The sequence below is a fragment of the Eisenbergiella sp. OF01-20 genome, assembly GCF_003478085.1.
Classification (GTDB): domain Bacteria; phylum Bacillota; class Clostridia; order Lachnospirales; family Lachnospiraceae; genus Eisenbergiella.
In genome coordinates, this window is record NZ_QUES01000021.1 from 40310 (window position 1) to 56520 (window position 16211).

The 16211-nt window shown below is 51.3% G+C and carries 9 protein-coding genes; 8 read left to right on the forward strand and 1 reads right to left on the reverse strand.

Going from position 1 to position 16211, the window contains the following annotated elements; genetic code table 11:
* From DXA36_RS33065 to DXA36_RS21025, 8 genes are all read left to right on the forward strand, one after another.
* On the forward strand, window positions 1–233 hold a 233-nt coding region (locus DXA36_RS33065), incomplete at its 5' end, for a hypothetical protein (protein WP_243114702.1).
* Between the two features lie 419 nt (window positions 234–652).
* Window positions 653–1030: a MerR family transcriptional regulator gene (locus DXA36_RS20995; RefSeq protein ID WP_118681405.1), complete on the forward strand. Its 378-nt coding sequence runs from the start codon at window positions 653–655 to the stop codon at window positions 1028–1030.
* 312 nt (window positions 1031–1342) lie between these two features.
* Window positions 1343–1762, forward strand: coding sequence for a hypothetical protein (locus tag DXA36_RS21000; RefSeq protein WP_118681406.1), 420 nt, complete (start codon window positions 1343–1345; stop codon window positions 1760–1762).
* Window positions 1763–1822: 60 nt separating this feature from the next.
* Entirely contained in the window at window positions 1823–6955 is a 5133-nt protein-coding gene (locus DXA36_RS21005; protein WP_118681407.1) for a DUF4132 domain-containing protein, read from the forward strand.
* A 12-nt stretch (window positions 6956–6967) separates the two neighbouring features.
* Entirely contained in the window at window positions 6968–9661 is a 2694-nt protein-coding gene (locus DXA36_RS21010; protein WP_118681408.1) for a DEAD/DEAH box helicase, read from the forward strand.
* The gene (locus DXA36_RS21015; protein WP_118681409.1) at window positions 9654–11744 is read left to right on the forward strand and encodes an ATP-dependent helicase; all 2091 of its coding nucleotides are present in this window, start codon (window positions 9654–9656) and stop codon (window positions 11742–11744) included. The genes DXA36_RS21010 and DXA36_RS21015 overlap by 8 nt, the downstream gene beginning before the upstream one ends.
* Window positions 11745–11881: 137 nt before the next feature.
* Window positions 11882–15271, forward strand: a complete 3390-nt coding sequence (locus tag DXA36_RS21020) for an EAL domain-containing protein (RefSeq protein ID WP_118681410.1) — start codon at window positions 11882–11884, stop codon at window positions 15269–15271.
* Window positions 15272–15274: 3 nt separating this feature from the next.
* A complete protein-coding gene (locus tag DXA36_RS21025) occupies window positions 15275–15883 on the forward strand; it encodes an SOS response-associated peptidase (RefSeq protein ID WP_118681411.1) in 609 nt (202 codons plus the stop codon).
* 1 nt (window position 15884) lies between these two features.
* Here DXA36_RS21025 and DXA36_RS21030 read toward each other — a convergent pair whose 3' ends face one another.
* A complete protein-coding gene (locus tag DXA36_RS21030; protein WP_118681412.1) occupies window positions 15885–16205 on the reverse strand; it encodes a hypothetical protein in 321 nt (106 codons plus the stop codon).
* Window positions 16206–16211 lie beyond the last annotated feature (6 nt).

Here is a 16211-nt window from a genome sequence, read left to right on the forward strand (position 1 = left end):
CCGCCGGAACCGCCATACCCGCCATACCCGCCCAGGCCGCCGTATCCGCCGGAACCGCCATATCCGCCATATCCGCCCAGGCCGCCGTATCCGCCGGAACCGCCATACCCACCATATCCGCCGGAACCGCCATGTCCGCCGAAGCCGCCGTGTCCGCCGAAGCCGCCGTGCCCGCCGGAACCGCCATGTTCGCCGAAACGTACCCGCAAACCAAGGCCCATATGTACAACTAAGCCGTGTCCGCCGGAACCATGCTGCCCCAAACCGTCCTGCTGCAGGAATAGTTCATGCGGTGGTCCGCTAAAACCGCTATGTCCGGAAAAACCCTCCTGTGCAGATAACTAAGAGCTGATTGGCAGGTAAGCCAGATCTGGTTAACGAATCCCCGTCGCCGTCTGTATATCCGTGTCGGCCAAAGCACCACTCTCTGTATATCCGGGCTGAATCTGCTAAACGTAGTTTCCTGCGCGGCGTTCATTTGGCCTGGATTTACACAACCTTTGACATACCTTTACCTGCTTCCAAAGGTTTGTGAAATATGTGCAGTCCGTAAAAGTCCAAAAAAACCTGTTGACTTGGAGTTAGGTCACAATGGTATGATAAAAGAAAAGGTGAAAAATACGTTCTCTGAGAGAAAGGCAGGCGGCAAGCCATGACAATTGCAGAAGTGAGCAGAAAATATGAGATGACGGCGGATACATTGCGGTATTATGAACGCATCGGCCTGATTCCGCAGGTGCCCAGGAATAAAAGCGGGATCAGGGATTATGATGACAATTCCTGCCGTTGGATCGAATTAATGAAGTGTATGCGCGGGGCGGGCGTGCAGATTGAGGCGCTGATAGAATATGTTTCCCTGTTCCAGCAGGGAGATTCCACCATTAATGCCAGGAAAACGCTGCTCATCGAGCAACGGGATCAATTACTGGCAAGAATGGAGGAAATGCAGAAATCCCTGGATAGGCTGAATCAGAAAATAGATCATTATGAGCAGGGACTCATGCAGACGGAGAAAAAACTGCGTCAGTAGGCTGGTGTACCGTTTGGCGCGCATCGGATAGAAAGCAGGCCACAAACACGCTTAATAACAGGAAGAGACGGTTATATGACGGCTCTTCCTGTTTTTTATCAGGGATTTTCCTTTCGAAAGATCGTGATCATGCAAAGAAAAACATAAAAGCCCGCAATATAATATTTTCCGGGAGGATATAACCATTCAGAGAGAAAACGCATCCGGCCAGTTCTTTTCTTTTTGTTGCTGGTCTGTGGCAGCCCGTTGTATAATAGAGAAAACAGGCAGCAGGGAGAGCACAAACCCGGTGCCGGAGCAGGTGGGCAGGATATGAAGGTAAGAATCCAAGTGAAAAAAATAGGGAAAAACCGCGGTAGCATCGTACCGGTTATTTATGAATATCCGGAAACAGCAGACACCGTCCGAAAGCTTCTGGAAGAAACGGTGCGCATAAATCGGAAAGCATACGGAGAACGGCGGAAGCATACGGAGGTGGAAGCCGTCCTTTCCGGGGAAAATATCGAAGAACAGGCACGCGGCGGTAAGGTAACCTTCGGCCTTTCCCGCAAGGACAAGGTGCCGGAATTCAGGGAGGCCGTGGAAAATGCCTGGCAATGCTTTGAAGACGGGATAGTGGTGGTATTCCTGGACGGGAAAAAGCTGGAGCGGCTGGAGGAAAAAATGGAACTCCGGGAGAACAGTGAGCTTGTTTTTGTGAGAATGACAATGCTTGCCGGAAGAATGTGGTAAGCGCGTAATATCAGTTGGGACGGGTCCGGACAGTTACAGCGCATAAGGAGAGAAAAAGGGATGGAATACAGTTATCAAAGCAGGCAGAAGCTGTCGGAAGCCTACAGGGAAAAATGGAAAAAAAAGTTGTTTCTTGCTTCCGGCGAAACGAAAGAAGCGGTGGAGGAAATAGAAAAATTCGGGCAGTACAGACAGGAATTCGGCCCGTTTCTGGAGAAAGCGGAAGAAAAACTGCGTGAGGGGACATATCTGACGCTTTCTTCTTTCATGCGGAAAAATTATAAAAAACTGACGGAGCTTTATGCAGGAAAGGAGTTTGCCGGGGATTTTTATTATATTATCGATAAGCTGAACCAGTTTCCCTATTCCCACAGCATTTACCGCAGAACCGTTCGTACCAAAGCTTATTTTCCAAGCCTTAAGCATGTATTCCGTCTGCTGTATGCCTACAAGGTGCTGCAGTTTTATGAATGCAGCCTGGAGGATTATCTCCTGGACCGGCTGCCGGAAGAAAAGCTGGACTTCAAAAGGAATCCGGCTTACGGCTTTACCCTGCAGTGTCTGGATGATATGATCGCGGCCAGGATAGACAGAGGAGATGAGGCGGTAAAAGCGGCGGCTGAAAATGTGCTGCTAAGCGATAACAATACCGCCGTAATCACGGTGGACTGGATAAGGGGGATCGTAAAAAGCTCTTGTGCGCCCCTTCACCGTCTCCTTTCGGATTTCCTGCTTGCCGCCAGGCTTCAGGAAGGGGTCAGACAGGCGGTCTGTGAAAATGCGGACTGCGGGACAGTGGAGGCTTTCCGGACAATTTTTGCCGCGGTATGTGATAATAATCTGATCCGTTTTGCCTCCGTTAAAAGGGCAGTGGCAACCTGGACCGGTATCTGCGATGTGGAAAATGCGGATCGGATATCGGAAAAGATGATAACCCTCATGGAGGCTTCTCTTAGCGATCCGGAGGCAGTGCAGGCATATATCGCTTCCAATGACAGCATCCGGATTGCCGTGGGCCTGTGGACACTGGCTTTTTATGAACTGCAGGATGCCATCGGAGTGATGGGAGAATTCCTGGAGCACGGAACCAGGAACCAGATCCTTACCATGTCCTATTTTAACCGCACACTGGAATGGGATGCGTTTACCGGAGTCACGGCCAAAAAGGCAGTCATGCAGTTCTCATCGGATCCGGAAATGATCGCGGCTTTTATGCCCACCTATCTGAGCAGCGCGGAACGGTATGTCAGTTATGCGCTGGGCGGCAGTCAGTCCGGTAACGGAGAGGAAAGGCAGTATCGTCCTATTCCCATCGGCTGGCTGTTTGACAGCCGCGGGGAAGCCATTGCCCACTATGGGGTGCTGAAAGATATCTTGGAGAGCATGAAGAAAAAAGTGCTGGAATTTGCACCCTGTGTGTTTCCCTGGTACCGGGTGGAACTCACCAGGGGACAGCTTATTAAGCGAATGTGTGTAATTGCTTATTCCCTTGGGGATTCCGGCCTCATAGAAGAGGCGGCCGGAAACGTGATGGAGATCGATATCAGCGGTTCTTATGAAAGCAGGGCGAAATGGGTGGAACTGCTGCTTCACAGCCCGGAAAATGAACACCAGAAGGAACTTCTGCTTTCTTTTCTGGCAGATAAGGAAACGATGACCAGAAAGACGGCATTCCGGCTGGCGGAGGGACTGGAGCTGTCCGACGGGGATTACCGGCAGATAGAAGCGTTCTTGAAATATAAGAAAGGGGATATCAGACAAAATGTCCTGAAGCTTCTGGAAAAACAGAGCGATAAGGGGCTGGAGGAATCGGTGAGGCGCCTGCTTTCTTCTTCCTCGGAGGAGATGCGCGAGGGCGGCCTGACTTTGGTGAGAGAGGCCCGGATCAGCGGAAGGCCGGAAGCTGTGCAGAAAAGCCTGGCGGAGGAAGCCGGAAAGCTGGAGGGAAAATCGGATAAGGAACAGATCCTTTTAGAGGAAATCACAGGAGAATCCGCCTCAAGCCGGATATTGGAAACAGAAGGGTATGGCCTGTACCGTAAAGATGCGGTTCCTGCATTGTTGGATCCGGCGGCAGGCCGTGAGAACCTGCGGGCCTTTTTCCGGACGGATATCCGAAAGCTGGAAGAGATCGTACGCAGCCTGTATGCGTTTCTGGATGAAAATGCAGGACTGGAGTATAAAGCCGCCAACGGTTATGAGATGCTTTTGGGGAATCATCTGGTCGTGAGCAGCAGCGATACCTCCCTGCCTTTTGCGGATCGTTATCCGTTTAAAGAACTGTGGATCCGTTTTTATGAGGAACATATCGGGGATCCCCATCTGGTAAAGCTTCTGCTGCTGGCATGGAACAACGGGACGGGAAGCGGCGTAAATGTGAAAAATCAGGAAATCCTGCTGGGCTATCAGAAAAAGCTTTTGGGAAATATCGGGGAATTCCGGATCCCCCAGAAGCAGGGGGTACGGCCGGGATATGGAAGCAGTGCCTATACGGTTCTTACCATTCTGAACAGCATATATGAGGATACACAGTGGAGACCGGCCGCCCTGGAACTGGCCGCCCTGCTTGCGGAAGAGATCCCTGCCAGGGATTTGTGGTATGAAAAAGGGAAAGATACCCGCTATTATTATGTTTCGGATCCCGGGGAATTTGCCCTGACGGATATTCCTGCCGTGAACGGCCTGATCCGTCCTCTGTCGGGATGGAGGACAGAGCAGGAATTTAAAGAAGGATTCTCTGCCCTTTACCGTCTGGATCAGCTTTTTGACTACAATGCCCACAATGGCAGCGGAAGTGCCTATTCGTATAACCGGAATTCCCGTACGCTGCTGACCATTTATGAGTATGTGTTGGCGTTCCGGCTGGGCCTTATCCCTGCGGATACGGTTTACGAGGCCGCATTTGAAACGATTGGCCTGCGTGCCAGCCTGGAAGATCTGTCCCGTCTGGTTTCCGATCATTTACAGCCTTACGATAGAAACAGACTTTCCGCTTACCTGTCAAAGGAGGAACTGGCGGAAGAAAAAGGGAATCCGGAGAATCCTTTTATAAAACAGGGAAGGGCGTTTTTCTTCCGTATTACCGATACGATTCTGGATGTGGAAGTAAAGCGCGGGGATCTTCCCACGGTGTTTTCCTCCAGCATATCTTCTATCAAGCGGATTTACGGTATGGATCGCATGATAGAGATCCTGAAAGCCCTGGGAAATGACAAGCTGGATCGGACTGCCTACTATTACTGGTCGGGAAGCAGGACGGGGAAAAAGGAATGCTTGAGCTATCTGCTTCAGATATGCTATCCTCTGGAGGGAGAGGATGCCGGAAAGCTGAAGGAACTGCTGAAGGGGACGAAAATAAAAGAACAGAAAATGATCGAAACAGCCATGTATGCGCCGCAGTGGCTGGATATCATAGAGGAATATCTGGGCTGGCCCGGGCTGAAAAGCGGATGCTATTATTTCATGGCCCATATGAACGAGCGATTCGACGATAAAAAGAAAGCAATGATAGCCCGGTATACCCCGCTTACGCCGGAAGAACTCAATAACGGCGCTTTTGATGTGAACTGGTTTGAGGAAGCCTATTCCCTGCTGGGGGAAGAGCGGTTCGGCAGACTGTATGATGCCGCCAAATATATCTCCGACGGAAGCAAGCATGCCCGGGCGAGGAAATACGCAGACGCGGCTCTGGGACGGGTAACTGCGCAGGCGCTGGAACAGGCAATCCGGGAAAAAAGGAATAAGGATCTGCTGATGAGCTATGGCCTGGTGCCTGTGCAGGGGAAACGCGAGCTGCCCCGCCGGTATGAATTTCTGCAGCGGTTCCTGAAGGAAAGCAGGCAGTTCGGAGCGCAGCGCCGGGCCAGCGAGTCCCTCGCCGTGTCGGTGGCTATGAAAAATATGGCTACCAAGGCGGGCTATGCGGATGTGACCCGTTTGACCCTTGCCATGGAAACGGAACTGGTAAAGGAGTATCGTGTTTTCTTTGAGAAAAAAGAAGAGGACGGTGTTTTCCTGTGTCTTTATGTGGATGAAAACGGTAGACCGTCCATTATGGCTGAAAAAGATGGCAAGCCCCTGAAAACCGTACCGGCCAGGCTGAAAAAGAATGCGTACTATCTGCAGTTGAAGGAAATCCACATGAAACTGAAAGAACAGTATGCCAGATGCGTCAAAATGTTTGAACAGGCTATGGAAGAGCGGGAGGCTTACCGATATGAGGAACTGCAGGCGCTTCTGTGTAATCCGGTAATAGCGCCGGTGGTGCGGAGTCTCGTATTTATCGGCGATAGCCCGGCAGGCCCCGCCGATTGTCCGGTATCCGGTTTTATAAGAGAGGATGGCATGACCGGCTGGGAAAAGGAACGTGTGCTCCTCCGGGGAGAAGATATGCTGCGTGTGGCCCACCCGTTTGACCTCTATGAGCTGGGCTGCTGGGAAGAATACCAGAAGCTTTTGTTTGCGGAAGGGCTCAGGCAGCCCTTTAAGCAGGTATTCCGCGAGCTGTACGTAAAACTTCCGGAGGAACTGGACAGAACCCATTCCCTTATGTTTGCCGGGAATCAGATCCAACCTGCCAAAACGGCTGCCTGCCTGAAATCCAGGCGCTGGGTGGCGGATTATGAGGAAGGGCTTCAGAAAATCTATTATAAAGAGAATATTATCGCCCATATTTATGCCCAGGCAGACTGGTTTTCGCCCAGTGAAGTGGAAGCGCCCGCATTGGAATGGGTGGAGTTTACCCAAAGGAAAACCTTTGAGGGCATTCCAATCAGGGATATTCCTGCCATTGTCTATTCCGAGGTTATGCGGGATGTGGATTTGGCGGTAAGTGTGGCCCATGCGGGCGGTGTGGATCCGGAGACCAGCCATTCCACCGTGGAAATGAGGAAAGCGATTGTGGAATATAATCTGCCTCTTTTCGGTATATCCAATGTTACCCTGGAGGGAAGCCATGCCCTTATAAAGGGCAGCAGGGCTGCCTACAGCATTCATTTGGGAAGCGGTGTGATCCACCGTAAGGGAGGGCATCAGATTCAGGTACTGCCCGTCCATTCCCAGAGCAGGGGAAGGCTGTTCCTTCCCTTTCTGGACGAGGACCCCAAGACAGCGGAAATTATGTCCAAAATTATATTGTTTGCACAGGATGCCAGGATAAAGGATCCTTATATACTGGATCAGATACAGGCATAACAGGAGTTATTCATGGAAACTAAGGATCTGATAATATATACCAAAGAATATCCGGCAAGAGAGGCTGTCTATTCGGACTTCCCGGAGAATATGCTCCCGGAGCTTGCCGCATATCTGGAGAGCCGGGGGATCCGCAGGCTGTACTGCCATCAGGCGGAAATGTTTGAAAAAGCGCAGGAGGGGAAAAACCTTGTGATCACCACCTCCACAGCCAGCGGAAAGACACTGAGCTTCCTGCTGCCGGTGATTCAGGAAATCCTGAAAAATCCCCAGGCCAGAGCCATTTTCATTTATCCTACAAAAGCGCTGGCAGCGGATCAGTACCGGGCGGTTCTGCCGGTGGTGGAATATTTTGGGGAAAACCGGATAGCCGCCGGAGTGTATGACGGGGATACGACGGCGGGCGAAAGGAGCAGAATCCGCAAGCACGCGAATTTGATTCTGACAAACCCGGAAATGCTCAACAGCGCGTTTCTTCCCAACCACAGCAGATACGGATTTGATTTCATTTTCAGCAATCTGAAATTTGTGGTGATAGATGAGCTGCATACCTACCGGGGGGCTTTCGGCTCCCACCTTGCCAATGTGTTCCGGCGCCTGGAACGGGTGTGCAGATATTACCGATCCTCACCCAGGTTCCTGTGCAGTTCTGCCACCATAGCCAACCCTGCGGAGCTTGCGGGGGAGATATGCGGACAGGATTTTACCCGGATATCCAGGGACGGTTCGCCTGCGGGGCCGCGGACATATGTGTTTCTGCAGCCGCCCGTAATCAAAGGGAAGGATGGGAAAAATTACGGACAGGTTTCTTCCACGGAGGTAGCCTCCCATTTGCTTGTGCAGCTGGCGGAAGCGGAAAGAAGCTTTATTGCTTTTACCAAATCCAGAAGAAATGTGGAGGTGGTTTTGAAGGAGGCTTCCGATATCCTGGAATCGGAAGGAGGATCGGGCAGGGCAGATAAAATATCCGGTTACCGGGGAGGCTATACGTCTGCGGAGCGTAAGGAAATTGAAAATAAGATGGTGTCGGGAGCACTGACGGGCCTGATTTCCACCAATGCACTGGAGCTGGGGATCGATATCGGCAAGATAGAGTCCGCGGTGCTGGTGGGATATCCCGGCACCAGAGCCTCCTTCTGGCAGCAGACAGGGCGGGCCGGAAGAAGCGGGAAAGGCTGTCTGAACTATCTGATCCTGGAAAATCTTCCTTTTGACCAGTATATTGCTGTGAATCCCGACTGGCTGTTCGGCGGCGGAAGTGAAACCGCCATCGTGGATAAGAACAATCTTCTCATTGAGCTGGCCCATATCCGGGCGGCAGCTGCGGAAATACCGCTGACACTGGATGATATCGCCCTGTTCCCGGATTTGGGGGAGGCCATACCGGTACTGCTGAAGGTGAAGGAGGTGGACGGCCGGGACGGAAGGTTTGCCTGGTCGGGGGGAGCGTTTCCGGCAGGGGATTTCAGCCTGCGTAATATTGATAAGGCCAGATACAAGCTGATCAACCGGGAAAACGGCAGAGTCATTACCGAAATGGACGAGATGCAGGCCTTCCGGGAAATCCATGAAGGCGCGGTATATATGCACGACGGTGTGCAGTACCAGGTGAGCGGATTGAACCTGGAAACCAGAACCGCGTCGGCAGAACCTTTCTTTGGGAATTACTATACCGTCCCGGGCGGAGGGACGGAAATTTCCGTCATACGCAGCAGCCGGGAAAAGGAATACCGGCGGACACGTATATCCTTCGGGGATGTCAATGTGCATACCATGGTTTCCATGTACCGGAAGCTGCAGTTCCATAACCATCAGAATCTGGGATTTGAACAGCTGCCGGCACCTCTTTCCAAAGATTTTGATACGGAAGGCGCCTGGATTGCCATTCCCGACAATGTGGCGGCAGTCTACCGGAGGCTGATGCAGGTGAAGGAGGATGGCAAAATTGTCAGGAACAATCATTTTGAAGGTCTTGCCTATGCTCTTAAAAACGCAGCCATGATGGTAACCATGACGGAAAGGGAGGATATAGGGACGGCTATGTCCGGCCATTTGGGCGGCGGGGAGTGGGATCCTGCCCTCTGGCAGGACGGGGATCTGCCGCCTGGAGAGGAAACGGCCCTTTTTTTCTATGACCAGTATGCAGGAGGGCTTGGCTATGCGGATAAAATTGCGGATTTTATTACGCAAATTGTGGAAAATGCGGCCGCCCTGGTATCCGGCTGTCCCTGTGAGGACGGCTGTGCCGCCTGTATCGGCGACCATTGGCTGGATAAAAAGCTGGTCCTGTGGGGACTTAAAAACCTTCTGGAGGAGTCGGATCCGCCTGCGGGCATTCTTTGGAACCGGCCACGGGAAATGCCCGCTTTCCAAAAGCCTTTTGTGCTGAAGGAATTGGAAAAGCCTGAAAAATGGAAGGAATTCTGTCTTTATCTGAAGGATAAAGGAGATCCCTTTTCCGCCTTTCTGTATACGGTGCCCGGAGTTGTTCTGGAAGGAAATACCCTGTGCCTTGGCACCGTCCTTCCCTTTTACCGGGAGTGGATTATGGAAGAAAATAATTACCGCAGCCTTTTGAATATTTTCCGTTATTATACCCAGGCTCCCGGAAACCTGAAGCTGGAGATACGTCTGGAAGAAAGAGAAGACGGGGAAAAACGCAGAACCATTCAGAAAAAGCTGGAAAAAGGAGTGCTCCATGGGTGAATTTGTAATGCCGGCGTTTCTCAACGAATATCAGAAAAAGGCGGTGCTGGATGACAGCAGCGCCTGCCTTGTCAATGCCAATGTGGGAAGCGGGAAAACCACGGTGCTGACAGTGAAAATAAGATATCTTCATGAAACTGCGCATATAAGCTACCGGGATATGGTGGTTCTTACCTTCACGAACAAAGCGGCAAAGGAGATCCGGGATAGGCTGGCGGCCTCCGAAGAAGCTTCTCTTCTGCCGGATATGCGGTATTTCGGCACCTTTCACAGTGTGGCGCTGCAGCTTCTGCGGGAAGTCCTGCCGGTAGGAGCGCTGGGTTATACCCCTGATTTTCAGGTCATGGATCCGGAAGAGGAAATGGATCTGGCCCTGGAGTTGATCCGGGAGAAAAAACTGCAGATTAAATATAAAAACCGGCTGAAAAAAAGGCTGGAACAAAACAGTACAGGTCCTGCGGGTACAAATACTTCCCGCATACAGGACGATATGCCTCTCCTTCTGGAAGCGCTTGAGGAAGAAAAAAAACGACGGGACAAGATGACGTTTTCCGATTTAATCCTCCATACGGATCAGCTGCTGGAGGCTGCGGATTGGAAGCCGGCCTGGGTCATAGTTGATGAAGTGCAGGATTGTGACGAACTGCAGCTGCGCATGATCCGGAAGCTTGTTGACAAAGGATGCGCCCTGTTTGCGGTAGGGGATCCCAATCAGGTGATTTATTCCTGGCGGGGCAGTGCCTGTAATGTATTCTATACCCTGCGGGCCGCCTGCCATGCCACAGAGCTGTCCCTTCCCGTCAATTACCGTTCCAGCGCCCCCATCCTTGAGGCGGCAGGGGCCTTTGCACAAAACGGCGGCGGTTTTACCGGCAGCAGGAAGGGCGGAAGCAAGATAGTGGTAAAAAACCATTATGATCCGTTCCAGGAGGCCTGTTATCTGGCGGAACGGATTCAAAAGCTTTTACAGGAGGGGATCCCCTGCGGGCAAATCGCCATTTTTTACAGGCTGCAGAGCCAGTCGCAGGTACTGGAGGAGGTATTTGCCAGAAACGGGATCCCCTGCCTGGTATCGGTAAAAAAAACGCTGCGGGAGGTTCCCGTCCTGTATTGGATGCTGCAGGTGCTGCGCTTTTCTTTGAATCCGCTGGACAGGGGAGCCGGTATTTATGCCCTGAGCCACGGAGAATACGGGGAACGTAAGGCAGGTAAGGCACTTTCCGAAAAAGCGGCCTCTGGTATCCTCCGGGAAGAAAAGACGGAGGAGTACCCCCTGTATAGACGGATGCGGGGCTTTTTAGAGGCCTGTCCGGGAATAGACAGCCCCGGGGCCCTGTATTCCTATTTTGATTTGGACCGCCATATCCATCCCTCCTCCCGGACCTGGCAGGAGGACAGGACGGCGCTGTTTCAATTGTTTGACGCTGTTTTTTCCGTGCTTCCTTATCCGGCGGAGGAAGGGGAACACGAAAGGCGGACAGCTTTGGAGGCCGCATGGAAAGGGTTTTTGAATACCTCCGTATTATACGGCCTTCCTGACAGGAAAGAAAAAGAGGGCGGGGACTGCGTGAAGCTGATGACGCTGCATGCATCCAAGGGCCTGGAATTTTCCCATGTGTTTATTATCGGGGCTAATTATGGCCTGATCCCTTTGCGGACCAGGGATTTCGAAGAAGAGGACGAAGAGCGGCGGCTGTTTTTTGTGGGAATGACACGGGCCAGGGATTATCTGGAGCTTTCTTTTTATACCAACCCGGACAGCAGAGTTAGACCTGGGGAAAGCAGGTTCCTTAAAATGCTGCCTCCTGATTTGGTGGAGAAGGGGACGCCCGCCGGGACGGAAAATGATCTGCAGACGCTGAAAAAGATGATACTTGAGGAACGGGCGGCCGGGAAGCCGCAGGAAGAACCGGAGCCGGCGGAACAGAAAGAGGAAGCGGTACCGGAGAGATATATTACCCACCGGAAATATGGCAGAGGCAGGGTGATCTTAGAGGATGAAACCGTATTGACCGCAGAGTTTCCGGGATATGGGGTCAGGGAATTCCTGAAGGCCTTCGGCGGTATGGAATATGACAATTGACTCTTTGACGCTAATGCTATTATAATAATAGCATTACGGTGAATTGACAGTGTTGGAAGAAACAGGTAAAGGAAGAAACGTTTGCCTGTCCTTTCTTTAGTCGCGCGGTACGGCGCACAGAGGGGAGCGGACCAGGGATGAGACCAGGAGCGGAGTGCGGGGACAATGGCCTTTATATAATTGATAAGGAATACCGGATTGTCCATTTTAATCAGTTGGTTAAGAGCAGCTTCCCGGAGATTGTATGCGGAGATCTGTGTTATCGTGTATTCTGCGGGGAATATGCCCCTTGCCGGGAGTGTCCCTTATCCAAGGAGGGGAACCGCAGCACGATCATATATAATAAGCTGCTGCAAAGGTGGCTGGAATGCAGTACTGCTGTTGGGGAGTGGCCCGGAAAAGGGGACTGCAACTTTGTTTTCACCAGGCGTATTGATGAAGGGAATAAGAACCTGTTCTATAATCTGACCAGCCTGTCGGTCTATGATGAACTGTTTGAACTGAATATAACCCGTAACACCTATAAAATCCTGTACCATCTGAAGGGGAAATATGTGATACCCGACGAAGAGGGAGAGCTGTCCTTTATGCTCAGACAGGTGACGGACAGGGAGATGATCCATCCCGGTGACAGGGAAGCATTCCTGGAATTCTGGAACCTGGATAACCTGCTTCCCCGTCTGGGGGAGAATGAAGGGAACAATGTCCTAAGAGGAGAGTTCCGCAAAAGAAAGACGGACGGGGAATACTGCTGGGTGGCGCAGATTGTTGTGCCCCTGCTTCAGGGGGACAGCGGCGATAAGATCGTTATGTGTTTTATCCAGGATATTGACGCCCAGATCACGAAGGATCAATGGGGGCGGAGAAAGGACGGCAGGCAGGAGGATACTCTGGACACACTTACCGGCCTGTATAAAAGAAATGTTTTTTTCCGGGAAGCACAGCAGTTTCTTGCGGGCGTGAGGAGAAGCGGCTATTGCCTGATGACCATTGACATCGAACACTTTAAACTGTTTAACTCCTGGTACGGGGAAGCGGAGGGGGATAGGCTGCTTGCGGATATCGGCCGCCATCTGCAGAAGGTGCAGGAGAGCGGACTGGGAATCGCCGGCTACATCGGTGAGGATGATTTTTGCGTAATCCTTCCCGGAGATGAGGCCATTCTGAAGGAGCTTCAGGAGGGAATTCTGGAATATGTGAAGCAGTATGGGAACAATGCCGGCTTTTTTCCGGCTTTCGGCCTGTACGCTATAGATGATAAGGAGGATTCCGTAAGCCGTATGTATGACAGGGCATCCATTGCGCTGGCGACGGTGAAGGGAAATTATGGACAGAGGGCACGCTGGTACGATGTGCGGATGAAACAGGAGATGGAGGAAAACCTGGTGATGCTCTCCGAGGTGCAGAAGGGGTTGGACAACGGGGAATTCACCTTTTATACCCAGCCGAAATGCAATATGGCCACAGGAAGAATTGTGGGCATGGAATCCCTGGTGCGGTGGGTCCACCCGGAAAAAGGAATCATCCCTCCCAAAGATTTTATCCCCCTGCTTGAAAATAACGGATTTATTACCAATCTGGATCTGTACATCTGGGAAGCGGTCTGCCGCAAGGTGCAGGAGTGGATACGGCAGGGGAAAAATGCGGTCCCCGTGTCCGTAAATGTGTCCCGTGTGGACATTTATACGCTGGATGTGGTGCAGACCTTCCGGGATTTGATCCGTAAATACGGACTGGAGCCAAGGTTTCTGGAAATTGAAATTACGGAAAGTGCTTATGCCGAGGACTCGCAGATAATCACGGGCGTGGTGGAGGAGTTGAGAAAGGCCGGTTTTACCGTATTGATGGATGATTTCGGAAGCGGCTATTCTTCTCTGAACATGCTCAAGGATGTCAATGTGGATGTCCTGAAGATCGATATGAAATTCCTGGAAATGAAGGTGGAGAGCGCAGGAAAAGGTTTGGGGATTCTGGAAGCCATTATCAGTATGGCTCGCCTTATGGGCCTGCGGCTCATTGCGGAAGGGGTGGAAACCAGGGAACAGATGGATTTTCTTCTGGATGCAGGCTGTCTGTATGGACAGGGGTATTATTTTTACCGCCCTATGCCGGTGGAAACGCTGGAATCCCTGCTGGAAAGAGAAGAGAATATTGACTTCCGGGGAATTAAGGCAAGACAGATGGAAAGCCTGAACGTGAGGGAGCTTCTGGGCGGGGATATGTTCAGTGAAGCGGTGGTGAATAACATTCTGGGCGGCATTGCTTTTTATGATGTCTATGAGGGACAGGTGGAAATCCTCTGTGTCAATGAGCAGTACTACCGGGTAACCGGTTCCAATTCCGTGGATTTGGAGGAGCATCGGAAGGAAGGCATGCGGTATGTCTATGCGGATGACAGGCAGAAGCTTCTTGATATTTTTGAGGAAGCCTTCCGCAGCCGCGTGAACGGAGGAAAAGGGGCGGTACGCCGGCTTTCCGGCAAGGGCCGTACCCTGTGGGTGCAGCTGCATGTGTTTTTCATAAAGGAACAGGACGGGCATCGGATGTATTATGCCTCTCTCAGCGATGTGACGAAGGAAGTGGCGCTCCGTAATAACATGCGCCTGCTTATCGATCATATATCGGAGAATATCGTCCTTGCCAGATATAAAGATGACACAATAAGCTATGAAATCATCGCCAACGGCATGTACCGTGATCTGGGTTACACCTGGCAGGAATATGAAAAACACCTTAAGGAGAAACGGTATGAGCAAATGCTTACGGACAGGGATAAGGAACGTATCCGCGGCAAGCTGATGGATGCCATCCGGAATAAAGGGGATTTCAGCCATATTTTCCCTATTTTCCTTCCGGAAAAAGGGGAGCAGTGGATCAGCCTGAATGCCGCATATATCGGGGAAGAGGATGGAAGTTTTGTCTTTTTATTTACCTACGGAGATGTTTCGGATCTGAAACAGCAGGGATTGAATGAAGCCCTCGCCGGCGTGGTGAGCACCGATTCCCTGACAGGACTCTTTAACCGGCAGACAGCGGTTCCCCGGATCAACTCATACCTGGGCGGCATGAAGGGAGAGACGGCGGCGCTGATCATGTTTGATCTGGATAATTTCAAACTGGCTAATGATGTATTCGGACATGCCTACGGAGATACCATGATATCGGATAATGCCCGGAAATTAAAACAGTTTTTCCGGCGGGAGGATATTATTTGCAGAATCGGAGGGGATGAATTCCTGATTTTGTGCAAGAATATAAAGGAAGAGGATTTAATAAACAAACTGTCCCGCGTGGTGGAAACCATGGTGGTCTGCTGCAAAAACGGGAACCGGGATATCCAGTTTTCCATTTCAGCGGGTTATGCCATGATCCCGGATCAGGGTACCGGATTTGATGAGCTTTACCGAAAGGCGGATATTGCCCTTTTCGCAGCCAAAATGGAAGGAAAAAGCTCTTTCAGGAAATACGCTCCCTCCATGAAGGAAATCCGGTATGAACTGGCGGACAGAAAGAATTCCGGAGAATAGGTAATGTGTGGAAGATATTATATCAATGATGAAACGGCAAAAGAAATAGAGCGGCTTATCCGGCAGATCAATGACAGCCTTCTGACGGCATGCAGGGAAAGGGATGTATATCCTTCCGGGAAAGCGCCGGTCATTACCGGAAGGAACGACCGGCTGTATGCGGAGGAATTCATGTGGGGTTTCCCGGGCTTTGACAAAAAGCGCGTTATCTTTAACGCCCGCAGTGAAACCGCACTGGAAAAGAGAACCTTTCGGGACAGTGTGAAAGAACGGCGCTGTATTGTCCCGGCGACAGGTTTTTATGAATGGTCGGAAAAAAAGGATAAATATTTTTTCCGTTCCCCGGATCACAGGGTGTTGCTGTTTGCCGGTTTTTACAGACAATATGAAGGAACGGACAGGTTTGTGATACTGACGACGCAGGCCAATGCCTCTCTGGAAGGGATCCATCACCGGATGCCGCTGATACTGGAGCCGGGAGAAGTGGATACATGGATGTTTGATCCGGAGGCCACGGACATTCTCCTCCATAAAAGGCCGGGGCCTCTGGAAAAGGAAATGAAGGGGCAGCTTTCCCTTTTTGAATCAGGGGAAACGCCGCCCAAGCCATGAATCAGGGATGTTCACTCAGAGTCCATCGGCTGTCCTCCGGATAGTATTGGAGCAGGACATTTACTACGAGGCCGTTTACCAGGATATCACAGTCAAATTCATAGGAAGGGATTCCGGCATAGAGCTTTTTGGCGGAGTGGTTTACATGAATTTTATTGAAGGTACGGATCATGCCTTCCTCATCCTGCATTTTAAAAAGAATAGGGATTATCTGACCGGAAGCGGTCGTCCAGCTGCAGCAGGCGATTTCTTTCCGGTTTTTTTTCGGCCTTTCCTCGGCTTCAGAATGGTAATTGATGTCGTTGTCCGTATGAATGAGCAAGCCTAT